This window comes from Streptomyces sp. NPDC096136, from assembly GCF_044763325.1.
Taxonomy (GTDB): domain Bacteria; phylum Actinomycetota; class Actinomycetes; order Streptomycetales; family Streptomycetaceae; genus Streptomyces.
The window spans coordinates 317187-342497 of sequence record NZ_JBIWFZ010000004.1; the positions used below are offsets into that span (position 1 = coordinate 317187).

The 25311-nt window shown below is 74.3% G+C and carries 21 protein-coding genes; 14 read left to right on the forward strand and 7 right to left on the reverse strand.

From position 1 onward, the window contains the following. Positions 1–4 precede the first annotated feature (4 nt). The 11 genes from hisI to lgt all read left to right on the forward strand — a co-directional run bounded on the left by hisI (position 5) and on the right by lgt (position 9144). Positions 5–370, forward strand: a complete 366-nt coding sequence (gene hisI, locus ACIRBY_RS10645) for a phosphoribosyl-AMP cyclohydrolase (RefSeq protein ID WP_042818641.1) — start codon at positions 5–7, stop codon at positions 368–370. 19 nt (positions 371–389) lie between these two features. Beyond that, a complete protein-coding gene (locus tag ACIRBY_RS10650) occupies positions 390–1880 on the forward strand; it encodes an anthranilate synthase component I (RefSeq protein WP_403898994.1) in 1491 nt (496 codons plus the stop codon). A gap of 14 nt (positions 1881–1894) precedes the next feature. Next, the gene (locus tag ACIRBY_RS10655; RefSeq protein WP_403898998.1) at positions 1895–2530 is read left to right on the forward strand and encodes a TIGR02234 family membrane protein; all 636 of its coding nucleotides are present in this window, start codon (positions 1895–1897) and stop codon (positions 2528–2530) included. A 156-nt stretch (positions 2531–2686) separates the two neighbouring features. Next, the gene (locus tag ACIRBY_RS10660; RefSeq protein WP_403899001.1) at positions 2687–2938 is read left to right on the forward strand and encodes an HGxxPAAW family protein; all 252 of its coding nucleotides are present in this window, start codon (positions 2687–2689) and stop codon (positions 2936–2938) included. Between the two features lie 53 nt (positions 2939–2991). Further along, a complete protein-coding gene (locus tag ACIRBY_RS10665; protein ID WP_403899004.1) occupies positions 2992–3522 on the forward strand; it encodes a DUF2752 domain-containing protein in 531 nt (176 codons plus the stop codon). Positions 3523–3704: 182 nt separating this feature from the next. Beyond that, positions 3705–4514: an indole-3-glycerol phosphate synthase TrpC gene (trpC, locus tag ACIRBY_RS10670; protein WP_045950211.1), complete on the forward strand. Its 810-nt coding sequence runs from the start codon at positions 3705–3707 to the stop codon at positions 4512–4514. Positions 4515–4522: 8 nt separating this feature from the next. Then, positions 4523–4732 carry a tryptophan biosynthesis modulator TrpM gene (gene trpM, locus ACIRBY_RS10675; RefSeq protein WP_366451385.1) on the forward strand — a complete coding sequence of 70 codons (210 nt, stop codon included), beginning with the start codon at positions 4523–4525 and terminating at the stop codon, positions 4730–4732. A 209-nt stretch (positions 4733–4941) separates the two neighbouring features. Further along, on the forward strand, positions 4942–6195 hold the full coding sequence (gene trpB / locus ACIRBY_RS10680) for a tryptophan synthase subunit beta (RefSeq protein WP_403899009.1): 1254 nt from the start codon (positions 4942–4944) through the stop codon (positions 6193–6195). Continuing rightward, on the forward strand, positions 6192–7007 hold the full coding sequence (gene trpA, locus ACIRBY_RS10685; RefSeq protein ID WP_403899012.1) for a tryptophan synthase subunit alpha: 816 nt from the start codon (positions 6192–6194) through the stop codon (positions 7005–7007). The genes trpB and trpA overlap by 4 nt, the downstream gene beginning before the upstream one ends. Before the next feature lie 95 nt (positions 7008–7102). Then, the gene (locus tag ACIRBY_RS10690; protein WP_403899015.1) at positions 7103–8038 is read left to right on the forward strand and encodes a DsbA family protein; all 936 of its coding nucleotides are present in this window, start codon (positions 7103–7105) and stop codon (positions 8036–8038) included. A gap of 89 nt (positions 8039–8127) precedes the next feature. Next, on the forward strand, positions 8128–9144 hold the full coding sequence (gene lgt / locus ACIRBY_RS10695) for a prolipoprotein diacylglyceryl transferase (protein WP_403899018.1): 1017 nt from the start codon (positions 8128–8130) through the stop codon (positions 9142–9144). 187 nt (positions 9145–9331) lie between these two features. Here the strand turns inward: lgt and ACIRBY_RS10700 are convergent, their stop codons facing one another. The 7 genes from ACIRBY_RS10700 to ACIRBY_RS10730 all read right to left on the reverse strand — a co-directional run bounded on the left by ACIRBY_RS10700 (position 9332) and on the right by ACIRBY_RS10730 (position 17860). Next, positions 9332–10141 (reverse strand): HpcH/HpaI aldolase/citrate lyase family protein, encoded by an 810-nt coding sequence (locus tag ACIRBY_RS10700; protein WP_403899021.1) that lies wholly within the window; start codon positions 10139–10141, stop codon positions 9332–9334. Further along, positions 10138–11304 carry a CaiB/BaiF CoA transferase family protein gene (locus ACIRBY_RS10705; protein ID WP_403899591.1) on the reverse strand — a complete coding sequence of 389 codons (1167 nt, stop codon included), beginning with the start codon at positions 11302–11304 and terminating at the stop codon, positions 10138–10140. Before ACIRBY_RS10705 ends, ACIRBY_RS10700 begins: the two co-directional genes overlap by 4 nt. 86 nt (positions 11305–11390) lie before the next feature. Next, a complete protein-coding gene (rbsK, locus tag ACIRBY_RS10710; RefSeq protein WP_403899024.1) occupies positions 11391–12359 on the reverse strand; it encodes a ribokinase in 969 nt (322 codons plus the stop codon). Beyond that, positions 12356–13960 carry an ADP-ribosylglycohydrolase family protein gene (locus ACIRBY_RS10715; protein ID WP_403899027.1) on the reverse strand — a complete coding sequence of 535 codons (1605 nt, stop codon included), beginning with the start codon at positions 13958–13960 and terminating at the stop codon, positions 12356–12358. The genes rbsK and ACIRBY_RS10715 overlap by 4 nt, the downstream gene beginning before the upstream one ends. Beyond that, positions 13957–15102, reverse strand: coding sequence for an ADP-ribosylglycohydrolase family protein (locus ACIRBY_RS10720; RefSeq protein WP_403899030.1), 1146 nt, complete (start codon positions 15100–15102; stop codon positions 13957–13959). Before ACIRBY_RS10720 ends, ACIRBY_RS10715 begins: the two co-directional genes overlap by 4 nt. Positions 15103–15110: 8 nt before the next feature. Continuing rightward, on the reverse strand, positions 15111–16508 hold the full coding sequence (locus ACIRBY_RS10725) for an ADP-ribosylglycohydrolase family protein (protein ID WP_403899594.1): 1398 nt from the start codon (positions 16506–16508) through the stop codon (positions 15111–15113). A gap of 365 nt (positions 16509–16873) precedes the next feature. Continuing rightward, positions 16874–17860, reverse strand: a complete 987-nt coding sequence (locus ACIRBY_RS10730; protein WP_366451373.1) for an ADP-ribosylglycohydrolase family protein — start codon at positions 17858–17860, stop codon at positions 16874–16876. 269 nt (positions 17861–18129) lie between these two features. Between ACIRBY_RS10730 and ACIRBY_RS10735 the strand changes: the two genes are divergently transcribed. From ACIRBY_RS10735 to ACIRBY_RS10745, 3 genes are all read left to right on the forward strand, one after another. After that, positions 18130–18861 (forward strand): VIT1/CCC1 transporter family protein, encoded by a 732-nt coding sequence (locus tag ACIRBY_RS10735; protein WP_403899033.1) that lies wholly within the window; start codon positions 18130–18132, stop codon positions 18859–18861. A gap of 406 nt (positions 18862–19267) precedes the next feature. Continuing rightward, positions 19268–23806 carry a glutamate synthase large subunit gene (gene gltB, locus ACIRBY_RS10740; protein WP_403899597.1) on the forward strand — a complete coding sequence of 1513 codons (4539 nt, stop codon included), beginning with the start codon at positions 19268–19270 and terminating at the stop codon, positions 23804–23806. Then, positions 23799–25259, forward strand: a complete 1461-nt coding sequence (locus tag ACIRBY_RS10745) for a glutamate synthase subunit beta (protein ID WP_403899036.1) — start codon at positions 23799–23801, stop codon at positions 25257–25259. Before gltB ends, ACIRBY_RS10745 begins: the two co-directional genes overlap by 8 nt. The last annotated feature ends 52 nt before the right edge of the window (positions 25260–25311 follow it).

A 25311-nucleotide genomic window follows, 5' to 3' on the forward strand; every position in this document is an offset into this window, starting at 1 on the left:
CACAATGGGGCCCATGAGTACGTCCCCCCTCGACCCCGCCGTCGCCGCCCGCCTCAAGCGCTCCCCCGACGGCCTGGTCCCGGCCATCGCCCAGCAGTACGACACCGGCGAGGTGCTCATGCTCGGCTGGATGGACGACGAGGCCCTGCACCGCACCCTCACCACCGGCCGCTGCACCTACTGGTCCCGCAGCCGCCGGGAGTACTGGGTCAAGGGCGACACCTCCGGCCACTACCAGCACGTCAAGTCCGTCGCCCTCGACTGCGACGCCGACACCGTGCTCGTCAAGGTCGACCAGGTCGGGGCCGCCTGCCACACCGGCGCGCGCACCTGCTTCGACGCCGATGTCCTGCTCAGCGACGCCGACTAGCCAGTTAGGGTCCCACCCCATGGATCTCGAGACCTTCCGCAAGCTCGCGGCCGACCGCCGTGTCATCCCCGTCAGCCGCCGGCTGCTCGCCGACGGGGACACCCCGGTCGGGCTCTACCGCAAGCTGGCCGCGGAACGCCCCGGCACCTTCCTGCTGGAGTCCGCCGAGAACGGCCGCTCCTGGTCCCGCTACTCCTTCGTCGGCGTGCGCAGCGACTCCACCCTCACCGCCAGGGACGGGCAGGCCCACTGGATCGGCACCCCGCCCGTCGGCGTCCCCGTCGACGGCGACCCCCTGGAAGCCCTGCGCGCCACCGTCGAGGCCCTGCACACGCCGCGCGACCTGGCGGGCGGCATGCCCCCCTTCACCGGCGGCATGGTCGGCTACCTGGGCTACGACATCGTCCGCCGCCTGGAGCGCATCGGCGACCACACCGAGGACGACCTGAAGCTCCCCGAGCTCACCATGCTGCTCACCTCCGACCTGGCGGTCCTCGACCACTGGGACGGCACGGTCCAGCTCATCGCCAACGCGATCAACCACAACGACCTCGACACGGGCGTGGACGAGGCGTACGCGGACGCCGTGGCCCGGCTCGACGCGATGGAGGCCGACCTCGCACGTCCCGCCCCCTACGCGCCCGCCGCGCTGCCCGAGTCCGAGCTGCCGCCCTTCGACGCCCTGTGGGGCGGCGAGAAGTACCAGGCCGCGGTGGAGGACGTGAAGGAGCGCATCCGGGCCGGAGAGGCCTTCCAGGTGGTGCCCTCGCAGCGGTTCGAGACCCCCTGCCGGGCGTCCGCGCTGGACGTCTACCGCGTCCTGCGGGCCACCAACCCGTCGCCGTACATGTACCTCTTCCGCTTCGAGAACGGCTTCGACGTGGTCGGGTCCAGCCCGGAGGCGCTGGTGAAGGTCGAGGACGGGCGGGCCATGGTCCACCCGATCGCCGGCACCCGGCACCGCGGCGCCACCCCGCAGGAGGACAACGACCTCGCCGAGGAGCTGCTGGCCGACCCCAAGGAGCGCGCCGAGCACCTGATGCTCGTCGACCTCGGCCGCAACGACCTCGGACGGGTCTGCGAGCCGGGCTCGGTGGAGGTCGTCGACTTCATGTCGATCGAGCGGTACTCGCACGTCATGCACATCGTCTCCACCGTCACCGGGCGGGTCGCCGAGGGGAAGACCGCCTTCGACGTGCTCACCGCCTGCTTCCCGGCCGGCACCCTCTCCGGCGCGCCCAAGCCGCGCGCCATGCAGATCATCGAGGAGCTGGAGCCCTCCCGCCGGGGCCTGTACGGCGGCTGCGTCGGCTACCTCGACTTCGCCGGGGACTCCGACACGGCCATCGCCATCCGTACGGCGCTGCTGCGCGACGGGACGGCGTACGTCCAGGCCGGGGCGGGCGTGGTCGCCGATTCGGTGCCCGAGCTGGAGGACCTGGAGTGCCGGAACAAGGCCGCCGCCGTGCTCCGGGCGGTGGGAGCGGCGAACCGCCTCCACCGCGGCTGAGGGCGTAGGGGATAGTGGGGTACGTGAGTGCCGTACCCCTGTCCCCGAACGCCGACGCCCCCGAGAGCGGCGCGGGCCGCCGCACGGTGGCCGTCGCCCTGCTGCTCGGCGCGCTCGGCGCCACCGTCGTCCTGCTCGCCTCCGGCCGCGTCTGGGCCAAGGGCAGCGCCGCCGTCGGGGGCGGTTCGCTCCCGCTGACCGCCGACGGGCGGGCCGTGACCGGCCTGCCGGCGGCCCTGGCCATCGTCGGCCTCGCGGCCCTGGTGGCCGTGTTCGCCGTACGGGGCCGGAGCCGCCTGCTGGTCTCCGGGCTGCTCGCGCTGAGCGGCCTGGGCGCGGGGCTGTCGGCGGTGGCCGCCGCCGACGACCGCCGGGCGCTGGACGAGCGGGCCGCCGTGGCGACCGCCGACACCGCCGCACGGGTGGTGGAGCTCAGCCATACGGCCTGGCCGTACATCACGGCCGCGGGCGCGGCCCTGATCCTGCTCGCCGGGCTGCTGGCCCTGCGCTTCGGCCGGAGCTGGCCCGCGATGGGGGGCCGCTACGAGCGGGACGGCAGCCCCCGCAGGCGTACGCCCGCGGCGGTGGACCCCGACCGGCCCGAGGACCTGTGGAAGGCCCTGGACCGGGGCGAGGACCCGACCGGCTGAGACCCCGGCCGCGGGCGCACGCCCCCGGGGGACCGCTTCCCGCGCCCGTCCCGTCCCCGGGACGGGCCACCCGCTGGGGAACGCGCACGCCGCGTGCGCGACAATGGCACCGAGCGTGCGAGACGTCACGCCCGACAGATCAACGAGGAGCAACTCATGGCGGGCACGAGCCACGGACACACCCCGGCCGCCTGGACCGGTGTCGTCATTTCCTTCATCGGTTTCTGCATCTCCGGCGCCTTCATGGTGATGGCGAACCCGGTCGGGTTCTGGGCGGGCATGGTCGTCGTCGCGCTCGGCGGTGTCGTCGGCCTCGCGATGAAGGCCGCGGGCATGGGCGCGCCGAAGCCGGCCTACCGCGACCTCGCCGAGGTCATCGCCGCCAACCAGCTCGCCGCGAAGGCCTGAGCCGGACCCCTGGCGCACGAAAGGCGCGGCCCGGTCGGGCTGCGCCTTTCGTCATGAGCGGAGAGAATCAGCGGGTGGAAGCCTCCAGCAGCGCCTCCAGCAGTCCCCCCGGTCCGGCCGCCCCGCCGCTGCCGGGCCCGGCGCACGGCCCGGGCCCGGCGCCCGTCCCGGGCCCCCCGCGGGCCTCCCGGGCGCGCCGCCTGTCCGCTCCGGTGCTCACCCTGGCGGGGGTCGTGGCGGCCTTCGCGTACGTGGGCGCCGTGGACCCCAACGAGCCCGGCCACTACCCGGTCTGCCCGCTGTTCCGGCTGACGGGCGTCCTGTGCCCCGGCTGCGGAGGGCTGCGCAGCGCGCACGCCTTCGCGCGGGGGGACCTGGTCACGGCCCTCGGGGACAACGCCGCGGCCGTCGCCGCCTACCTGGTCTTCGTGGCCTTCACGGCGCTGTGGCTGGTGCGGGCCTTCCGCGGCGGCCCGGCGCCCCGGATCGTCCTGAGGCCGGTCTGGTGGTGGGCCCTGGGCTCCCTGCTGCTGGCTTTCACGATCGTCCGGAACCTACCGATCGGTTCCGCTTTGGCCCCCTGACCCCTTGGGGGGCCCGCAGGGGGACTGGAGGAAGCCCATATTCCGAGTGTCCAGTCCCTGGGAAACGCCGAAGTCCGTGCGGAGGCCGTGGCGACCTGCGGATACCATTTGAGTGCTGACCTTGCAGTGGTACGTGTCCGCAAGGCGGCCGAACGTCATCGACCCGGAAGGGGGCCGCTCGCGTGAGTGTGCTCGACGAGATCATCGAAGGGGTCCGCGAAGACCTTGCCGAACGGCAGGCCCGCGTGAGCCTCGACGAGCTCAAGGAGCGTGCCGCCAAGGCGCCCCAGGCCAAGGACGGCGTCGCGGCCCTGCGCGGCGACGGCGTCAAGGTGATCTGCGAGGTCAAGCGCTCCAGCCCCTCCAAGGGCGCGCTGGCCGCGATCGCCGACCCGGCCGGGCTCGCCGCCGACTACGAGGCGGGCGGTGCGGCGGTCATCTCCGTCCTCACCGAACAGCGCCGTTTCGGCGGTTCGCTGGCCGACCTGGAGGCCGTCCGCGCCCGCGTCGACATCCCGATCCTGCGCAAGGACTTCATCGTCACGGCGTACCAGCTGTGGGAGGCCCGCGCCTACGGCGCCGACCTCGTGCTGCTGATCGTGGCGGCGCTGGACCAGGAGGCCCTCGTCTCCCTCATCGAGCGGGCCGAGTCCATCGGCCTCACCCCGCTCGTGGAGGTCCACGACGAGGAGGAGATCGAGCGGGCCGTCGCCGCCGGCGCCAAGATCATCGGCGTCAACGCGCGCAACCTGAAGGACCTCAAGGTCGACCGCTCCACCTTCGAGCGCGTCGTCGGCGAGATCCCGCCCCACATCGTGAAGGTCGCCGAGTCCGGCATCCGCGGACCCCACGACCTGATCGCCTACGCCAACGAGGGCGCCGACGCCGTCCTCGTCGGCGAGTCCCTGGTCACCGGCCGCGACCCGAAGGCGGCCGTGGCCGACCTCGTCGCCGCCGGAGCCCACCCCGCCCTGCGCCACGGCCGGAGCTGACCCCTCCCATGGCCCCCTCCCGCCCCTCCGTCCGCACCCGCCCGGGCCACGCCCCGGCCGGCGTGCCGACGGCGCACGCGCCCCTGGCGCGCGGCTGCCGCCCCCGCGGCTGCCGCGCCCCGGCCCGGCGCGTCCACGGCCGGCGGGTGCGCTACGTGATCGGCTCCGAGCCCGGTCAGGTCAACGGCATGCGATGGCGCGGCGGAGCCGCGCTGTAACGACGGCTCCGCCCGTCCGGCACCCCCGGGTGCCGGCGCGGCCGACCGCGTACGGCCCCGCGCCCCGGGCCACCGGCTCCCGGCGAGGGCCGCTCCGTCCGTGCCCCCACCCCCTCCAGCGGGGTGCGCGGGCGACGGACCGACGGCGCAATACGGTGCATCCCAGCCACCCGTCGGCATCGCATTCCGCACCACGTAGGAGTAGTGGCATGTCCACCAGCTCGTTCTTCATCCCGGACCCGGAGGGTCGCGTCCCGAACGCCGAGGGCTACTTCGGCGACTTCGGCGGCAAGTTCATCCCGGAGGCCCTCGTCGCCGCCGTCGACGAGGTCGCCGTCGAGTACGAGAAGGCCAAGGGCGACCCCGCCTTCGCCGCCGAGCTCAACGACCTCATGGTCAACTACACGGGCCGCCCCAGCGCCCTGACCGAGGTCCCCCGCTTCGCCGAGCACGCCGGCGGCGCCCGGATCTTCCTCAAGCGCGAGGACCTCAACCACACCGGCTCGCACAAGATCAACAACGTGCTGGGCCAGGCGCTGCTCACCAAGCGCATGGGCAAGACCCGCGTCATCGCCGAGACCGGCGCCGGCCAGCACGGCGTCGCCACCGCCACCGCCTGCGCCCTCTTCGGCCTCGAATGCACCATCTACATGGGCGAGATCGACACCCAGCGCCAGGCCCTGAACGTGGCCCGCATGCGGATGCTCGGCGCCGAGGTCATCGCCGTGAAGTCCGGCTCCCGGACCCTCAAGGACGCCATCAACGAGGCCTTCCGCGACTGGGTCGCCAACGTGGACCGCACCCACTACCTCTTCGGCACCGTGGCCGGCCCGCACCCCTTCCCGGCCATGGTCCGCGACTTCCACCGCGTCATCGGCGTCGAGGCCCGCCGCCAGATCCTGGAGCGCGCCGGACGCCTGCCCGACGCCGTCGCGGCCTGCGTCGGCGGCGGCTCCAACGCCATCGGCCTCTTCCACGCCTTCATCCCCGACGCGGACGTCCGCCTCGTCGGCTTCGAGCCCGCCGGGCACGGCGTGGAGACCGGCGAGCACGCGGCCACCCTGACCGCGGGCGAGCCCGGCATCCTCCACGGCTCCCGCTCCTACGTCCTCCAGGACGAGGAGGGCCAGATCACCGAGCCCTACTCCATCTCCGCCGGCCTGGACTACCCGGGCATCGGCCCCGAGCACTCCTACCTCAAGGACAGCGGCCGCGGCGAGTACCGCGCCGTCACCGACGACGCCGCCATGCAGGCCCTGCGCCTGCTGTCGCGCACCGAGGGCATCATCCCGGCGATCGAGTCGGCCCACGCCCTGGCCGGCGCGCTCGACCTGGGCAGGGAGCTGGGCCCGGACGGCCTGATCGTGGTCAACCTGTCCGGCCGCGGCGACAAGGACATGGACACGGCGGCCCGCTACTTCGGGCTGTACGACGGCACGGAGCCCGAGGGGGAGAACAAGTGAGCACGGGAAACCTTCAGCTGCTGGGCGAGACCCTCGCCAAGGCCGCGTCCGAGGACCGCGCCGCCCTCGTCGCCTACCTCCCGGCCGGCTTCCCGACCGTGGACGGCGGCATCGAGGCCGTCAAGGCCGTCATCGCCGGCGGCGCCGACGTCGTGGAGATCGGCCTGCCCCACAGCGACCCGGTCCTGGACGGCGCCGTCATCCAGACCGCCGACGACATCGCCCTGCGCGGCGGCGTCAAGATCGCGGACGTGATGCGCACGGTGCGCGAGGCCTTCGAGGCCACCGGGGTCCCGATCCTGGTCATGACGTACTGGAACCCCATCGACCGCTACGGCGTCGAGCGGTTCACCGCCGAGCTCGCCGCCGCCGGCGGTGCCGGCTGCATCCTGCCCGACCTGCCGGTCCAGGAGTCCGCGCTGTGGCGCGAGCACGCGGCGAAGCACGGTCTGGCGACCGTGTTCGTCGTGGCCCCCAGCAGCAAGGACGAGCGCCTGGCCACCATCACGGCGGCCGGTTCCGGTTTCGTCTACGCAGCCTCCCTCATGGGGGTCACCGGCACCCGCGAGTCGGTCGGCCAGGAGGCCCAGGAACTGGTCCGCCGCACCCGCGCCACGACCGAGCTCCCGGTCTGCGTGGGCCTGGGCGTCTCCAACGCCGTCCAGGCCAAGCAGGTCGCGGGCTTCGCCGACGGTGTGATCGTCGGCTCGGCCTTCGTGAAGCTGCTGCTGGACGCGCCGGACCTGCCCTCGGGCCTGGAGGCCGTGCGGGCCCTGGCGGGCGACCTTGCGGAAGGCGTACGCAGGTCCTGACGCGGGACGGGCCCGGAACGGGGTTCTGTAGCCCGATCGGGTGGAATCGGGAGCGGGGAGGCACGCGAGTGCCTCCCCGCTTCGTTTGGCGGAACGTGAGCGAGAAGAACGACGGTGCGAACCGCGATGCGACGAAACGATCGGCCCGGGAGCGACTCCAGGCGGAGCGCGAGCAGCAGAAGAAGAAGGACAAGCGCAGGCGCGCCCTCCTGGTCGGCGGGGCGGTGGTCGGCGTACTCGGCCTGGCCGCCGTCGTCGGCGTGATCGCGGCCAACACCGGCAAGAGCGACAAGTCAGGGGCGGGCCCCGTCGCCGCCCCCTCGGGGGCCACGGGCAAGGACGCGCTCGCCATCCGGACGGGCAAGGAGGGCGCCAAGTCCACCCTCGTCGTCTGGGAGGACTTCCGCTGCCCCGCCTGCAAGGCCTTCGAGGACAACTACCGGGACACCGTCCACGACCTGGAGAACAGGGGGCTGCTCAATGTCGAGTACCACCTGGTGACCCTGATCGACGGCAACATGCGCGGCACCGGCTCCCTGAAGGCGGCCAACGCCGCGGCGTGCGCGCAGGACGCCGGGAAGTTCGCCGAGTACCACGACGTCCTCTTCAAGAACCAGCCGCAGGAGACGGACGACGCCTACGCCAAGAACGCCAGGCTGCTGGAACTGGCGGGCCAGGTCGAGGGGCTCGACACCCCCGAGTTCCGGTCCTGCGTGGAGCAGGGCACCCACAACAGCTGGGTGGCCAAGTCGCACGAGGCGTTCCGCACCGGGAAGTTCCGGGGCACCCCGACCATCCTGCTCGACGGCAAGGACATCTTCGGCGACCAGGCCAACCCGCTGACCCCGCAGAAGCTGAAGGAGAAGGTCGAGGCCAACGCCGGGGTGGCGGCCAAGCCGTCCGCTTCCGCTTCGCCCTCGCCCGCGGCTTCCGCCTCCGGGAAGCCCGGCTCGGCGACGAAGACGGGAACGGCCGGATCCGCGGTCTCGCCCGGCTCGAAGACGGTGTCCAAGGGGACTGCGGAGGACTGAGCCGCGGCGACCGCCGTGTGTGGTTTTGGTTTCAGCTTGCCGGGCGGGTTGCGGTGGCCACCGCCCGGCAGGGTAGCGTCAGCCTTGCCATGACCCTTGCTTACATCCCCAGTCCGTCGACCGGCGTGCTCCATCTCGGGCCGATCCCGCTCCGCGGCTACGCGTTCTGCATCATCATCGGCGTCTTCGTCGCCGTCTGGCTCGGCAACAAGCGGTGGATCGCGCGCGGCGGAAAGCCGGGCACGGTCGCGGACATCGCCGTGTGGGCGGTGCCGTTCGGCCTGGTCGGCGGTCGCCTCTACCACGTGATCACCGACTACCAGCTCTACTTCGGCGAGGGCCGGGACTGGGTCGACGCCTTCAAGATCTGGGAGGGCGGCCTCGGCATCTGGGGCGCGATCGCCCTGGGCGCGGTGGGCGCCTGGATCGGCTGCCGGCTGCGCGGCATCCCGCTGCCCGCCTGGGCCGACGCCCTCGCCCCCGGCATCGCCATCGCCCAGGCCTTCGGCCGCTGGGGCAACTGGTTCAACCAGGAGCTCTACGGCCGCCCCACCGACCTGCCGTGGGCGCTGAAGATCAGCGAGGGCCCGAACCGGGTCGCCGGCCTCTACCACCCGACCTTCCTGTACGAGTCCCTGTGGTGCCTGGGCGTCGCCGCCCTGGTGATCTGGGCCGACCGCCGCTTCCGGCTCGGGCACGGGCGGGCCTTCGCCCTGTACGTGGCCGCGTACTGCTCCGGGCGGGTCTGGATCGAGTACATGCGCGTCGACGAGGCGCACCACGTCCTGGGCGTCCGCCTGAACGTGTGGACGGCCATCGTGGTCTTCGTCCTCGCGGTCGTCTACTTCGTCCTCTCGGCGAAGCTGCGGCCGGGGCGCGAGGAGGTCGTCGAGCCGGAGTCGGAGCCCGCCGCGGGTGCGGGGGACGAGGCGGCCGGCGCGCAGGCCGGGGCCGGGGAGGCGAAGCCGGGGGCTGCCGCCGCCGACGCGAAGCCGGAGGGGGCTTCCGAGGGGGCTTCCGAGGACGCTGAGGCCCCTGCGAAGCCGGAGGCCGACGCGAAGCCGGTGGGCCTGACGAAGTCGGCCCCGGAAGCCGACAAGAGCTGAACCTCTGCCCGAAGGGGCGCCGCACGTGCTGCGGCGCCCCTTCGGCGTACCGGGTGCCGCTGCGCGCCCGGCGCCTCAAGCGCCGGCGGGGCTGTTCATGGCCCCGCCGGCGCTTGAAGCGCCGGGGTCTGGGGGCGGAGCCCCCAGGGAACGGCGGAAGGGCGGCCGGGGGAACGGCCCCGCAGGGCTACCGGGAGCGCCGCGCGAGCGTGAGGGTGCGGTGGGCGGCGGCCACGACGGCGGGGTCGACGAAGCGCCCGTCCGGCAGGGCCAACGCACCGGGCGCGGCGCGGAAGGCCGAGACGACCTCCTGCGCCGCGGTGACCTCCTCCGGCCGGGGGAGGAAGGCGCGTTCGATCACCGGGAGCTGCCGGGGATGGATCGCCGCCCGCCCCAGGAAGCCCAGCGAACGCCCCCGCGCGCAGGAGGCGGCCAGTGCCTCCAGGTCCCGGATGTCGGGGAACACCGACTGCGCCGGCGGCGCCAGCCCGGCGGCCCGGGCGGCCACCACCACCCGGGAGCGAGGCCAGTCCAGCCCGCCCTCCGCGCACACCCCGAGGTCGGCGCAGAGGTCGGCCTCGCCCAGGGTCAGCCCCTGCAGGGAAGGGTGGGCGCGGGCGATCTCGTACGCCCGTTCCACCCCCAGCGCGGACTCCAGCAGCGCGTACAGCGCCACTCCGCCCGTCCGGTCCGCGACCCGGACGATCTGCTCCGGGGCGTCGACCTTCGGCAGCCGCAGCCCCGCCAGCCCGTGCAGGCGGGCCAGCGCCGTGAGGTCGGCCCCCGCCCAGGGGGAGCCCAGCGCGTTCACCCGTACGTGTACGGGCACCGGCGGCCGCTCCCCGAGCAGCTCGGCGGTGGCGGCGCGGGCGTACTCCTTCCGGGAGGCCGACACCGAGTCCTCCAGGTCCACGATGACGGCGTCCGCCCCGCAGCGCAGGGCCTTCTCCACCACCGCCGGGCGGTCCCCGGGCGCGTAAAGCCAGGTCAGGATCACAACGCACCCTCCGTGCGCAGAGCGGTGATCTCGGCCGGGGTCAGGCCGAGCTCGGTCAGGACGGCTTCGGTGTCCGCGCCGTGCGGGCGGCCCGCCCAGCGGATCCCGCCGGGGGTCTCGGAGAGCCGGAAGAGGACGTTCTGCATCCGCAGCGGGCCGAGCTCCGGGTCCTCGATCTCGGTGACCGTGTCGAGGGCCGCGAACTGCGGGTCGGCCATCACGTCCCGCACGTCGTAGACCAGGGCGACGGCCGCCTCGGCCTCCTCGAAGGCCGTGACCACCTCCTCCGCCTTGTGGCGGGCGATCCAGCCGCCGACCGCCTCGTCGAGGAGGTGCGTGTGCGCGGCCCGGCCGGCCCCGCTGTCGAACCAGGGCTCGTCGGCCAGCTCGGGCCGCCCGACCAGCCGGACCACCCGCTCCGCGATGGACCGGGCCGAGGCGGACACCGCCAGCCAGCGGCCGTCCGCGCTGCGGTAGGTGTTGCGGGGGGCGTTGTTCGCGGAGCGGTTGCCGGTACGGGCCTGGACGTAGCCGAGCTGGTCGTACCAGAGCGGGTGCGGGCCCAGCACGGTGAGGATCGGCTCGACGATGGCGAGGTCCACGACCTGGCCGTGCCCGGTCCGCTCCCGCCCGGCGAGCGCGGTCATCACGGCGTACGCGCAGGTCAGCGCGGCGATGGAGTCCGCGAGCCCGAACGGCGGCAGGGTCGGCGGGCCGTCCGGCTCCCCGGTGATCGCGGCGAAGCCGCTCATGGCCTCGGCGAGGGTGCCGAAGCCGGGTCGGCGGGCGTACGGCCCCTGCTGGCCGAAGGCCGTGACACGGGCCAGCACCAGACGGGGGTTGGCCGCCGACAGCTCGGGCCAGCCCAGGCCCCACTTCTCCAGGGTGCCGGGGCGGAAGTTCTCGACGATCACGTCGGCGGTGGCGGCCAGCCGCAGCAGGGTGTCCCGGCCGCCGGGCGCGGACAGGTCGAGGGTGATCGTCCGCTTGTTCCGTCCGAGCAGCTTCCACCACAGCCCGACGCCGTCCTTGGCGGGGCCGTGCCCGCGCGAGGGGTCGGGCCGCCCGGGGTGCTCGACCTTGACCACCTCGGCCCCGAAGTCCCCGAGCAGGGTGGCGGCGAGGGGCCCGGCGAAGAGCGTGGCCAGGTCCAGCACCCGCAGCCCGGCGAGGGGCCCGCCCCCCGGTCCGGGGGAGGCGGCCGCCGACTCCCGCCCGGGGACGGTCCCGGCGGCCGCCCGTGCCGGGGTCACGCGGCGCCCCCCGCACGGACGGCGCCGTCGGACTCCCCGCAGGCGGTGCCATCGGCCTGCGGCCCGGAGCGGCCGGCCAGGGCGGCGGCGTCCGTCTCCGTGCGCGTCGGCATCGAGGACTGCGCCCCGGGCCGCTGCACCGAGAGCGACGCCGCCACCGAGGCCCAGCGCAGGGCCTCCGGCACCGCCCGTCCCTCCCCGAGGGCCACCGCGAGCGCCCCCACGAAGGTGTCCCCGGCGGCGGTGGTGTCCACGGCCCGCACCCGGGGCGCGGGCACGGCCAGGGGCTCGCACCCCCGGGCCGCGTACAGGCAGCCCGCCGCTCCCAGGGTGATCACCACCTCCGGCACCGCCCGCAGCAGCGCCTCGGCGGCCCGGTGCGGATCGGTGAGCCCGGTCAGGGCGGCCGCCTCGTGCTCGTTGGGGACCAGCAGGTCGGTGGCGGCCAGGAGTTCGTCCGGCAGCGGCCGGACCGGGGCCGGGGTGAGGACCGTGCGCACGCCGTGGGCGCGGGCGGCCCGGGCGCCCGCGAGGACGGCCTCCAGGGGGAGTTCGAGCTGGAGGAGCAGGGAGTCGGCGGCGCCGATGCGCGAGTCGTCGCCCGGCTCCAGGCCGGTGACCCGGCCGTTGGCGCCGGGGATGACGACGATGCTGTTCGCGCCCTCGTCGTCGACGGTGATGTGGGCGGTGCCGCTGGCGCCCTCGACGGTGCGCAGGGCGGCGGTCTCCACCCCCGCCCCGGCGAGGGCCTCCCGCAGCCGTACGCCGAACGCGTCCGCGCCGACCGCGCCGATCATCACCACCTCCCCGCCGAGGCGGGCGGCGGCCACCGCCTGGTTGGCGCCCTTGCCGCCGGGGACGGTGCGGAACTCCCGTCCGGTGACGGTCTCCCCGGGGTTCGGGGCCTTGGGCACGTAGGCGACGAGGTCCATGTTCGTACTGCCGAGCACGGCGATGGCCGTCATGGGCGGGCTGCCTCCTGGGCGGTGAGTCGGGCGAGGGTGTCGAAGCCGACGCCGTCGAATCCGGCGACGGTGCTGGCGAGGCGGTTGCGCAGCGGCGCGGTCCACCGGTCCGGGATCCGGTCGGCGGAGCCCGCCAGCAGCCCGGCGACGGAGCCGGCGGTGGCCCCGTTGGAATCGGTGTCCCAGCCGCCGGACACCGCGCGGCACACGGAGTGCGTGAAGTCCCCGTCGGCGTGGGTGAGGGCGGCCGCGATCAGGGCGGTGTTGGGCAGGGCGTGCACCCAGTGGTAGCCGCCGTAGCGGGCGTGCAGCCGGTCCACGACCCGGTCGAAGTCCCCTTCGCCGCAGGCGGCGGCGATCCCGAAGCGGACGGCCCCGGCGAGGCGGGAGCGGGGCGGGACGACGGCCAGCCCGGCCCGCAGCGCGCCGTGCACGTCGGCCCGGCCGGAGGCGGCCTCCGCGATGGCTGCGGCGGCGAAGAGGGCGGCGTGGACCCCGCCGGCGGTGTGGCTGAGGGAGGCGTCCCGCCAGGCCTGCTCGGCGGCGGCGGCCGGGTCGCCGGGGTTGGTCCAGCCGTGGACGTCGGCGCGGATGAGGGCGCCGATCCACTCGCGGAAGGGGTTGTGGTGGGTGGCGGTGAGCGGGGGCTCCAGGCCGAGGAGCAGGTTGCGGTACGCGATCCGCTCGGCGGTGAAGGCCCGGCCGGCCGGGAGCTCGTCGAGCCAGAGGCGGGCGAGGTCGGCGGTGGTGAAGCCCCTGCCGTGCCGCTGGAGCAGGAGCAGGCCGAGCAGGGGGTGGTCGAGGTCGTCGTCCGCGGGAGCGCCGTCGATGTTCTCGGCGAGGGAGGTGGCGGCGGAACGCCGGTTCCAGGGGTGGGCGGCGAGCAGCTCCGGGGGGACCCCGCGGGCGGTGAACCAGCCGTCGAGCGGCCAGTTCCCGGCGGCCCGGCCCAGCGCCCGGATCCCCGGCAGCGGCAGCTTCTCGACGGGCTTGCCCAGCACGCACCCCACGGCCCGCCCCAGCCACGCGGCCTCCAGCCGGGCGCACAGCAGGGGATCGACCGGGCCGGCCGCCGCGGGACGCTCCGCACACGGGCGGTCGGCCGCCCGCACGCGGCCCGGCCGACCGTCCGGGGCGGGTCCGCGCCCCGGCTCCGCCGGGGGCTCGGGCCGGACCGGTGCGGCCTCCGGGCGGTCGGTGCGGCCGACCCCGGCCGGCGGGGCGGGGGGCCACGTCGCGCGGATGGCCGGCCAGGCGGTGGGCTCGTCGGGGGCCGAGGGGACGGGGAGGGCGGCGAGCTCGTCCAGGAGGCGGGTGGCGAGGGCCCGCAGCCGCGGCCCGGCCGGGACGGTAGAGGCGCCGGCCCGGGCGGGGGCCGGCCGCCCGCCCGCCGCGCGCCAGGCGCGCAGCTGCGCCCCGGCGTCCCGCCCGTCCTCGGCGGCCTGCCGCAGCTCGTGCCCGACCAGATCCTCGGGCTGCGCCCAGGTCAGCCGCACGACCCCGTCCCCGACACCCGCCGGCCCCACCGGCACGGTCCCTCCCGGCACGGGTGGTGTGGTGCGCGGGGCGGGGTCGCAGGGGAGTGGGGGGCGGGGGGTCATCGGGGGGTCGCCAGGGTGGTGAAGGCCGTTTCGTGGGCGCGGCGGCGGGCGTGGTCGCGCGCGAAGACCTCCCGGGCGACGGAGGCCAGCGCCGCCGCCGGGGCGTGCAGGTCCAGGCGGCTGGCCCCGGCGACCTGCGCGGCCCAGCCGGCCGGCACCGCGCCGGCCCCGCCCAGCGCCCCCGCGATCGCCCCCGCCATGCCGGCGGTGGAGTCGCAGTCCCGCCCGTAGTTGACGGCGCCGAGGACCGACGCCTCGTACCGGCCGTCCGCGACCAGCAGCATCCCGAGCGCGATCGGCAGCTCCTCGATGGAGTGGAGCCGCGACGGCCGCCGGGCGCCGAGCGAGGGCGCCCGGTAGTCCGGGCCGACCGAGTCGTACGGGGCCACCGCCTCCCGCAGCGGCCCGAGCGCGGACTCGACGTCCCGGTGGCGCAGGGCCGCTTCCCGTACCGCCGCGATGGCCTCCCGGGTGCCGTCCTTGGCCAGGTCCAGGACGGTGTCCACCACCGACGCGGCCGTCGCCCCCGGCAGGCAGGCCGCCGCCACGGCCGCCGCGAAGACCCCCGCCGCCTCCCGGCCGTACGAGGACTGGTGCGCCCCGGCGACGTCCAGCGCCTCGGCGTAGGCGCCCTGCGGATTGCCCGCGTTGACCAGTCCGACCGGCGCCATGTACATCGCCGCACCGCAGTTGACGATGTTGCCGGTGCCGGCCTCGCGGGGGTCGGCGTGCGCGTAGTGCAGCCGCGTGACCATCCATTTCTCCGCGAGGAACACCCGCTGGAGGGGCAGGGCCTCGGCCTCCAGCTCGGGGATCCAGCGCGGGACGGACATCAGGTCGGGGACGAGGTGGTCGGCGACCGCGTACGCGTCCAGGTGGTCCCGTACGGTCTCGTAGACCCGTACCAGCGCGTGCGTCATGAGGGTGTCGTCGGTGACGTGGCCGTCGCCCTTGTGGTACGGCGCGATGGGGCGGGCGGTGCGCCAGTCCTCGTACCAGGGGCCGACGACGCCGTGCACGCGGCCGCCGTGCCGTTCGGCGATCTGGTCGGGGGACCAGCCCTCCACCGGGCCGCCGAGGGCGTCGCCGACGGCGGCCCCGACGAGGGAGCCGGTGATCCGGTCCTCCAGTGTGAACGTCATGAGCGAGATCATTCCTTGGGTGCGGTGAGTTCCGTACGGGTGAGGAGGGCGGCGAGCTCGACCAGGTCGGTCCCGGCCAGCCGGGGCAGCGCACAGCCGGACAGGACGCGGCAGGCCTCGCGCCAGGGGGCGGGCAGGGAGCCGCCGCCGCCGAGGGCGCCGGTGAGGGCGCCCGCGAGGGCGGGGGCGGAGTCGGCGACGCGCGAGAGGCAGGCGGCGGCCGGGACCGCCTCGACGGCCCTGCCGCGTGCGGCGGTGGCCAGGGCCAGGGCGACGGGGACGGTCTCGGCGGCGGCGATGCCGTAGCTGTAGACGTGGTCCACGATCTGGTGCTCCAGGAGCGGGACCAGGGCGAAGGCGCCTTCGCCGTCCCCGCCGGCGCGGGCGAGCGCGACGGCGTGCCGGGCGTTGCGGCCGATCTCGGTGGCGGCGGGCAGCTGGTGCAGGGCCGCCTCGACGGCGGTGTCGGTGTCCGCCCCGGCCAGGGCGCAGGCGACGGCGGCGGCCATGGCGCGGGCGCCGTGGACTCCGTCCCCGTCCTGGGTGTAGCGGGCGTCGAATTCGGCGAGTTCCGCGGCCGCGGAAGGGTCGCCGGGGTGGACGACGGCGAGCACGCAGGCGCGTACGCAGGCGGCATCGTCGAAATAGTGCGGATTGTCGTGCCCGGTGGCGGGCGGGCGCAGCCCGGCGGCGAGGTTGCCCAGGCCCGCCCGTACGGAGATCCGCGCGCGCATCGGCAGTACGGCGGACTCGACCTCGGGGGCCCGTTCCGCCGCCGCGGCCACCTCGCTGGCCAGGGCGTTCCAGGCCAGGTCGATGGCGGCGCGCATGCGGCGGGACCGGGAGAGGTCGCTGAGCAGGGCGCCCGCGGCGGTGAGGACGGACTCGGCGGCGAAGGCGGCCCACTCGGCGTCGTCGGAGGGCCCGAGGCGCAGCGGTTCGGGGGGCTGGTTGAGGGCGATGGGGACGGGGAGGGTGGTGGTGGCGTTCTGCTCGGCGAAGGTGTCGAGCTCGCGGGTCAGGCGGCGGGTCCACTCGGGCATCCGGCTCGCCCGGTGCCGGGCGGCGGGCCACCCGGCGGCGTCGCCCGCGGCGAGCCCGAGGAGCAGCCCCTCGATCCGGCGGGGGGCCGCCGCCTCCGGCGCTCCGGCCCCGGGGCGGTCCGTGCGGGCCGGCCCCGGCAGCGCCCCCGGGCCGCGGCGCGCCCCGTCGCCGGCCCCGGCCGCCCGTCCCGGCGACAGGACAGGGCCGCCCGGCCCCGGCGCGGTGGCCGCGCGGACGGGGCTCGGCGCGGGGGCAGGGCTCGGCGCGGGGCCGGGGCCCGGCGTGAGCTCGGAGCCCGGCGCGGTGGCCGCGCGGGCGGGGCTCGGCGCGGGGGCCGGGCCCAGCGTGGGGGCCAGGCCCAGCGTGGGAGTGGGGCTCGGCGTGGGGGTCGGGCCCGGCGTGGGGGCCAGGCTCGGCGTGGGAGTGGGGCTCGGCGTGGGGGTCGGGCCCGGCGTACGAGTGGGGCTCGGCGTGGGGGTCGGGCCCGGCGTGGGGGCCAGGCTCGGCGTGGGAGTGCGGCTCGGCGTGGGGGCCGGGCCCGGCGTGGGGGCCAGGCTCGGCGTGAGCGCGGGGCCCGGTGCGGTGGCCGTGAGCGCGGGGCCCGGTGCGGTGGCCGTGCGGGCGGGGCTCGGCGTGGGGCCGGGGCCCGGCGCGGGGGCCGGGCCGGGGGCGGTCGGTGTGCCCGGTGGCGGGGTGGCGGTTCGGGGGCGCGGGTCGGTCGGCGGGGTCACCGGGCGGGCTCGGATTCGGGGGTGAGCAGGTCGGCGATGTCCAGGACGTGGTAGCCGCGCATCGACGGCAGGCAGCTGCCGCGGACCGGGCCGATGGCCGAGGACCAGGCGGTGGGGATGGCCGCGGCGCCCGACAGGGCGCCGGAGAGGGCGCCCGCCACGGCCGCCGTGGTGTCGGCGTCGCGGCCCATGTTCACCGCGGTGAGGACCGAGGACGGGAAGTCGCCCGCGCAGGCCGCGAACGCGCCGAACGCCAGGCCCACCGCCTCCGGCGCCAGGTCCGTCCAGGGGTAGCCGCCGATGACCACCGCCGAGCGCACCGCCCGCTCCCCGCGCGGGGCGGCGGTGACCGCGCGGCGCAGCGAGCGGGCCGTCCAGGAGTCGGAGGGGATGACCGACAGGGCCGCCGAGACGACGGACGCGGGGGAGCCCCCCGCCATCGCGGCGGCGACCCCGGCGGCGACGGCCTGGCCGCCGTAGATGCCCTCGCCGTCGTGGCTGACCGTGCCGTCGATCGCGACGAGCCGCGCCGCCTCCGCCGGGCGCCCCGCGGCGAAGACCCCGAACGGGGCCGCCCGCATCGCCAGCCCGTCCGACCAGGCGTGCCGGTGCTGCGCCGAGATGGGCGCGGCCAGGCCCCGCCGCAGGTTCTCCAGCGTGCCCCGCTCGGAGAAGCCGGCCCCGCGGAACGGGCCCTCGTCGAGGTCGGCGATCCAGTGGTGCCAGGCCCGTTCGACGTGCGCGACGGTCAGCGCCGAGCCGTGACGGGCCAGCAGCAGACCGGAGAAGATGGCGTACTCCGTGTCGTCCGTCCCCGCCGGGTCCTCCGACACGAAGCCCTCGATGCGGCCCCACCGGGCCCGGATCTGCGAGGGCTTCATGTTCTCCGCGGGAGCGCCCAGCGCGTCACCCACCGCGAGGCCGAGCAGTGCGCCCCTGGCCCGCTCGAGGAGGACTTGCGGATTGCATGCGACCAGCTCCATGGCACGCCTCTCCCACGTGATGGGACCCATCATGAGCCCCTGGGGGATTTGTGCCACGCCATGAGGTTTGTCGGTCGCCGCGAAACACCCCGCGAACACCCCCGTCACCCGGTCGCCGATCCGCGAAACCCCAGGTAAGTACGGCCTTCCTTGCTGGCGGGAGTCGAAAATCGTGCGTAGTTTCGAGGTGTTCAGGGGAGTGCCCGGGGAGGGCCCGGCTGCGCGTCGCTTTCGCGTACCCACTCATGCGAAAAGGGGAGATACGCCGCATGTCCATCATCGACACCGAAGCGCCGCTGCACACCGCCCACCGCGACAACCACACCCACCGCGACGTCAACGGCGGATGGCTGCGCCCGGCCGTCTTCGGTGCCATGGACGGGCTCGTCTCCAACCTCGCGCTGATGACCGGCGTGGCCGGCGGCGCGGTGGCCCCCGCGACCATCGTCATCACCGGCCTCGCCGGCCTCGCCGCCGGCGCCTTCTCGATGGCGGCCGGCGAGTACACCTCCGTCGCCTCGCAGCGCGAGCTGGTCCTCGCCGAGCTCGACGTGGAGCGCCAGCAGCTGCGCAAGCACCCGGTCGACGAGATGGAGGAGCTCGCCGAGCTCTACGTCTCCCGCGGGGTCGAGCCCGCGCTCGCCCGCGAGGTCGCCATGCAGCTGTCCCGCGACCCGGAGCAGGCCCTGGAGATCCACGCCCGCGAGGAGCTCGGCATAGACCCCGACGACCTGCCCTCGCCGCTGGTCGCCGCCGTCTCGTCCTTCGGCTCCTTCGCGCTGGGCGCGCTGCTTCCCGTACTGCCGTACCTGCTCGGGGCGACCGCCCTGTGGCCGGCCGTGCTGCTGGCGCTCGCCGGGCTCTTCGCCTGCGGCGCGGTGGTGGCGCGGGTGACGGCCCGGTCCTGGTGGTACAGCGGTGTGCGCCAGCTCGTCCTGGGTGGTGCCGCCGCCGGTGTGACGTACATCCTGGGAACCTGGATCGGCGGAGCCATAGGCTGAGCGGCCTGGGAGTGAGACACTATGCAGTACGCAACATAAGTAGTCTCGAATCCGGTGGTTTCACTTCCGTTGCCGCCGGGCATCAGACCAGGGCGCCGGGCAAAGATGCCCGTTTCGCGCCGGGACCTTCACCCCGAGTCGTATCCGTATCCGCGGAAAGCCTCCCAGCTCGCTCCATCCCCCGCGGCCCCTAGAAGGTCCCTTCTTTCTGCCTCGCGCAGTGTCCGCATGCTGGAATGCAATATCCGCTTCTCGGAATTGCCGTCATCATGTAACCTGCACGAAATTTTGCAGAGGGCCAACGTCGTCCCTCGGCCAGCACATTGCCACGACGACGACGGGAGAGCCGATGCGTTCCGCATCCACGCACTCCGCGACCGGCCCCAGCACCACCGCCTGGTCGCCCATGGACGGTCGCCCCGCCCAGCAGGGCATGTACGACCCGCGCAACGAGAAGGACGCCTGTGGCGTCGGATTCGTGGCGAACCTCACCGGCGAGGCCACCCACACCCTCGTCGAGCAGGCCCTGACCGTCCTGCGGAACCTCGAGCACCGCGGCGCCACCGGCTCCGAGCCGGACTCCGGCGACGGCGCGGGCATCCTGTCCCAGGTCCCGGACGCCTTCCTGCGCGAGGTCGCGGGATTCGAGCTCCCCGAGGCCGGCGCGTACGCCGTCGGCATCGCCTTCCTCCCCGCCGACGGCACCGCACAGGCCGTCGCCGTGGAGCGCATCGAGGCCATCGCCGCCGAGGAGGACCTGACGGTCCTCGGCTGGCGCGAGGTGCCGGTCAGCCCCGACCTGCTCGGCAACGGCGCCCGCACCACGATGCCCGCCTTCTCCCAGCTGTTCGTCAGCAACGGCACGACCGGCATCGAGCTGGACCGCAAGGCGTTCGTCCTGCGCAAGCGCGCCGAGCGCGAGGCCGGGGTCTACTTCCCCTCGCTCTCCGCCCGCACCATCGTCTACAAGGGCATGCTGACCACCGGCCAGCTGGAGCCCTTCTTCCCGGACCTCTCCGACCGCCGCTTCGCCTCGGCGCTCGCCCTGGTCCACTCCCGGTTCTCGACGAACACCTTCCCGTCCTGGCCGCTCGCCCACCCGTACCGCTTCGTCGCGCACAACGGCGAGATCAACACGGTCAAGGGCAACCGGAACTGGATGAAGGCCCGCGAGTCCCAGCTGGCCACCTCCGCCTTCGGCGAGGCCGCCCTGGACCGCATCTTCCCGATCTGCACCCCGGACGCCTCCGACTCCGCCTCCTTCGACGAGGTCCTGGAGCTGCTCCACCTCGGCGGCCGGTCCCTGCCGCACAGCGTGCTGATGATGATCCCGGAGGCGTGGGAGAACCACGCCTCCATGGACCCGGCCCGCCGCGCGTTCTACCAGTACCACTCCACGATGATGGAGCCCTGGGACGGCCCCGCCTGCGTCACCTTCACCGACGGCACCCAGGTCGGCGCGGTCCTCGACCGCAACGGCCTGCGCCCCGGCCGCTACTGGGTCACCGACGACGGCCTCGTCGTCCTCGGCTCCGAGGTCGGCGTCCTCGACATCGACCCGGCCAAGGTCGTCCGCAAGGGCCGCCTCCAGCCCGGCAGGATGTTCCTCGTCGACACCGCCCAGAAGCGGATCATCGAGGACGACGAGATCAAGGACGAGCTCGCCTCCGCCGCCCCGTACGCGGACTGGCTGGAGACCGGCGAGATCGAGCTGACGGACCTGCCCGAGCGCGAGCACATCGTCCACACCCACGCCTCGGTCACCCGCCGCCAGCAGACCTTCGGCTACACCGAGGAAGAGCTGCGCGTCATCCTCGCGCCGATGGCCCGCACCGGCGGCGAGCCGCTCGGCTCCATGGGCACGGACTCCCCGATCGCGGCCCTCTCCGAGCGCCCGCGCCTGCTGTTCGACTACTTCACCCAGCTGTTCGCGCAGGTCACCAACCCGCCGCTGGACGCCATCCGCGAGGAGCTCGTCACCTCGCTGCTCTCCTCGATCGGCCCGCAGTCCAACCTGCTGGAGCCGACCGCCGCGTCCTGCCGCAGCGTCACCCTGCCCTTCCCGGTGATCGACAACGACGAGCTGGCCAAGCTCATCCACATCAACGCCGACGGCGACATGCCCGGCATGAAGGCCGCCACGCTCTCCGGCCTCTACCGGGTCTCCGGCGGCGGCGACGCCCTCGCCGCCCGGATCGAGGAGATCCGCGCCGAGGCCGACGCCGCCATCGCGGCCGGCGCCCGCCTCATCGTCCTGTCGGACCGCCACTCGGACGCCGAGCACGCGCCGATCCCCTCGCTGCTGCTCACCTCCGCCGTCCACCACCACCTCATCGCCACCAAGCAGCGCACCCAGGTGGGCCTGCTCGTCGAGGCCGGCGACGTCCGCGAGGTCCACCACGTCGCCCTGCTCATCGGCTACGGCGCCGCGGCCGTCAACCCGTACCTGGCCATGGAGTCCGTCGAGGACCTCCTGCGCGCCGGCACCTTCATCGAGGGCATCGAGCCCGAGAAGGCCATCAAGAACCTGATCTACGCCCTCGGCAAGGGCGTCCTGAAGGTCATGTCCAAGATGGGCATCTCCACCGTCGCCTCCTACCGCGGCGCCCAGGTCTTCGAGGCCGTCGGCCTGAACGAGGAGTTCGTCGGCACGTACTTCAGCGGCACCGCCACCAAGATCGGCGGCGCCGGCCTGGACGTCATCGCCAAGGAGGTGGCCGCCCGCCACGCCAAGGCGTACCCGGCCTCCGGCATCGCGGCCACGCACCGCGCGCTGGAGATCGGCGGCGAGTACCAGTGGCGCCGCGAGGGCGAGCCGCACCTGTTCGACCCGGAGACGGTCTTCCGCCTCCAGCACGCCACCCGCAACCGCCGGTACGACATCTTCCGCAAGTACACGGACCGGGTGAACGAGCAGTCCGAGCGCCTCATGACGCTCCGCGGCCTCTTCGGCTTCACCTCCGACCGCCCGTCGATCCCCCTCGACGAGGTCGAGCCGGTCTCCGAGATCGTCAAGCGCTTCTCCACCGGCGCCATGTCGTACGGCTCCATCTCCCAGGAGGCGCACGAGACCCTCGCCATCGCCATGAACCAGCTGGGCGCCAAGTCCAACACCGGTGAGGGCGGCGAGGACCCGGACCGCCTGTACGACCCCGCGCGCCGCTCGGCGATCAAGCAGGTCGCCTCCGGCCGCTTCGGCGTCACCTCCGAGTACCTGGTCAACGCGGACGACATCCAGATCAAGATGGCCCAGGGCGCCAAGCCCGGCGAGGGCGGCCAGCTGCCCGGCCACAAGGTCTACCCGTGGGTCGCCAAGACGCGTCACTCGACGCCCGGCGTCGGCCTGATCTCCCCGCCGCCGCACCACGACATCTACTCCATCGAGGACCTGGCCCAGCTGATCCACGACCTGAAGAACGCCAACCCGGTCGCGCGCATCCACGTGAAGCTCGTGTCCGAGGTCGGCGTCGGAACGGTCGCGGCCGGCGTCTCCAAGGCCCACGCGGACGTCGTCCTGATCTCCGGCCACGACGGCGGAACGGGCGCCTCCCCGCTCACCTCGCTCAAGCACGCGGGCGGCCCCTGGGAGCTCGGCCTCGCCGAGACCCAGCAGACCCTGCTGCTCAACGGCCTGCGCGACCGCATCGTCGTCCAGACCGACGGCCAGCTCAAGACCGGCCGCGACGTGGTCATCGCCGCGCTGCTCGGCGCCGAGGAGTTCGGTTTCGCGACCGCGCCGCTCGTCGTCTCCGGCTGCGTCATGATGCGCGTCTGCCACCTGGACACCTGCCCGGTCGGCATCGCCACCCAGAACCCGGTCCTGCGCGACCGCTTCTCCGGCAAGCCCGAGTTCGTCGTGAACTTCTTCGAGTTCATCGCCGAGGAGGTCCGCGAGATCCTCGCGGAGCTGGGCTTCCGCACCATCGAGGAGGCCGTCGGCCACGCCGAGATCCTCGACACCAGCAAGGCCGTCACCCACTGGAAGGCGCAGGGCCTCGACCTGGAGCCCCTCTTCCACGTGCCGGACCTGCCCGAGGGCGCGGTCCGCCACGCCCTGGTCGAGCAGGACCACGGCCTGGAGAAGGCCCTCGACAACGAGCTGATCGAGCTCGCCGCCGACGCGCTGAACGCCGAGACCGCCGAGGCGGCCCAGCCGGTCCGCGCCCGGGTCGCGATCCGCAACATCAACCGGACCGTCGGCACCATGCTCGGCCACCACGTCACCAAGAAGTTCGGCGGCGCGGGCCTGCCCGACGACACCATCGACCTGACCTTCACGGGTTCGGCCGGCCAGTCCTTCGGCGCCTTCCTCCCCAAGGGCGTCACCCTGCGCCTGGAGGGCGACGCCAACGACTACGTCGGCAAGGGCCTCTCCGGCGGCCGCGTCGTGGTCCGCCCGGACCGCGGCGCCGAGCACCTCGCCGAGTACTCCACCATCGCCGGCAACACCATCGGCTACGGGGCCACCGGCGGCGAGATGTTCCTGCGCGGCCGCACCGGCGAGCGCTTCTGCGTCCGCAACTCCGGCGCCCTGGTCGTCTCGGAGGGCGTGGGCGACCACGGCTGCGAGTACATGACCGGCGGCACCGCCGTCGTCCTCGGCGAGACCGGCCGCAACTTCGCGGCCGGCATGTCCGGAGGCGTCGCGTACGTCATCGACCTCGACCCCCGCCAGGTCAACTCCGGCAACGCGGAGGCCGTCGAGGCCCCCTCGGACGAGGACAAGCAGTGGCTGCACGATGTGGTGCGCCGCCACGAGGAGGAGACCGGCTCGACCGTGGCCGCGAAGCTCCTGGCTGACTGGGACGCCGCCGCGGCCCGCTTCAGCAAGATCATCCCGACCACGTACAAGGCAGTGCTCGCCGCCAAGGACGCCGCTGAGCTGGCCGGACTCTCCGAGTCCGAGACCACCGAGAAGATGATGGAGGCGGCGACCCATGGCTGACCCGAAGGGCTTCCTCACCACCGCGCGCGAGACCGCCTGCACCCGTCCCGTCGCCGAGCGCGTCAAGGACTGGAACGAGGTCTACGTCAAGGGCTCGCTGCTCCCGATCATCAGCAAGCAGGCCGGCCGCTGCATGGACTGCGGCATCCCGTTCTGCCACAACGGCTGCCCGCTCGGGAACCTGATCCCCGAGTGGAACGACTACGCCTACCGCGAGGACTGGGCGGCCGCGTCGGAGCGCCTGCACGCCACGAACAACTTCCCGGAGTTCACGGGCCGCCTGTGCCCCGCTCCCTGCGAGTCGGCGTGCGTGCTCGGCATCAACCAGCCGGCCGTGACGATCAAGAACGTCGAAGTCTCGATCATCGACCAGGCCTGGGACAACGGCGACGTCACCCCGCAGGCCCCGGACCGCCTCTCCGGCAAGACCGTGGCCGTCATCGGCTCCGGCCCGGCCGGCCTGGCCGCCGCCCAGCAGCTGACGCGGGCCGGCCACACCGTGGTCGTGTATGAGCGCGCCGACCGCATCGGCGGCCTGCTGCGCTACGGCATCCCCGAGTTCAAGATGGAGAAGGTGCACATCAACCGCCGCATCGAGCAGATGCGCGCGGAGGGCACCAAGTTCCGCACCGGCATCGAGGTCGGCCGCGACATCACGGCGACGGACCTGCGCAAGCGGTTCGACGCGGTGGTCGTCGCGGCGGGCGCCACCGTCTCCCGCGACCTCCCGGTCCCGGGCCGCGACCTCAAGGGCATCCACTTCGCGATGGAGTACCTCCCGCTCGCGAACAAGGTCCAGGAGGGCGACTTCCTGGCCCCGCCGATCACCGCCGAGGGCAAGCACGTGGTCGTCATCGGCGGCGGCGACACCGGCGCGGACTGCGTCGGCACCGCCCACCGCCAGGGCGCCCTGTCGGTCACCCAGCTGGAGATCATGCCGCGCCCGTCGGAGGACCGCCCGACGGCCATGCCGTGGCCGACCTTCCCGATGCTGTACAAGGTCACCTCGGCCCACGAGGAGGGCGGCGAGCGGATCTACTCCGTCTCCACCACCCACTTCGAGGGCGACGAGGACGGCAACGTCCAGGCCCTGCACCTGGTCGAGGTCTCCTTCGAGGACGGCAAGCTCGTCCAGAAGCCCGGCACCGAGCGCGTCATCCCCGCGCAGCTGGTCACCCTGGCGATGGGCTTCACCGGCACCGACCAGGCCAACGGCCTCGTCGAGCAGTTCGGGGTGGACCTGGACGAGCGGGGCAACATCGCCCGCGACGCCTCGTACGCGACCAACGCCGACGGCGTCTTCGTCGCCGGCGACGCGGGCCGCGGCCAGTCGCTGATCGTGTGGGCCATCGCGGAGGGCCGCTCGGCCGCCCGCGGCGTGGACCGCTACCTGACGGGCACGAGCACCCTCCCGTACCCGGTCAAGCCGACGGACCGCTCGCTGATGGTCTGAGTTCCACCCCCCGCCCTCCAGGCGGGACCCCTCATACGGTCCGTACAACGGA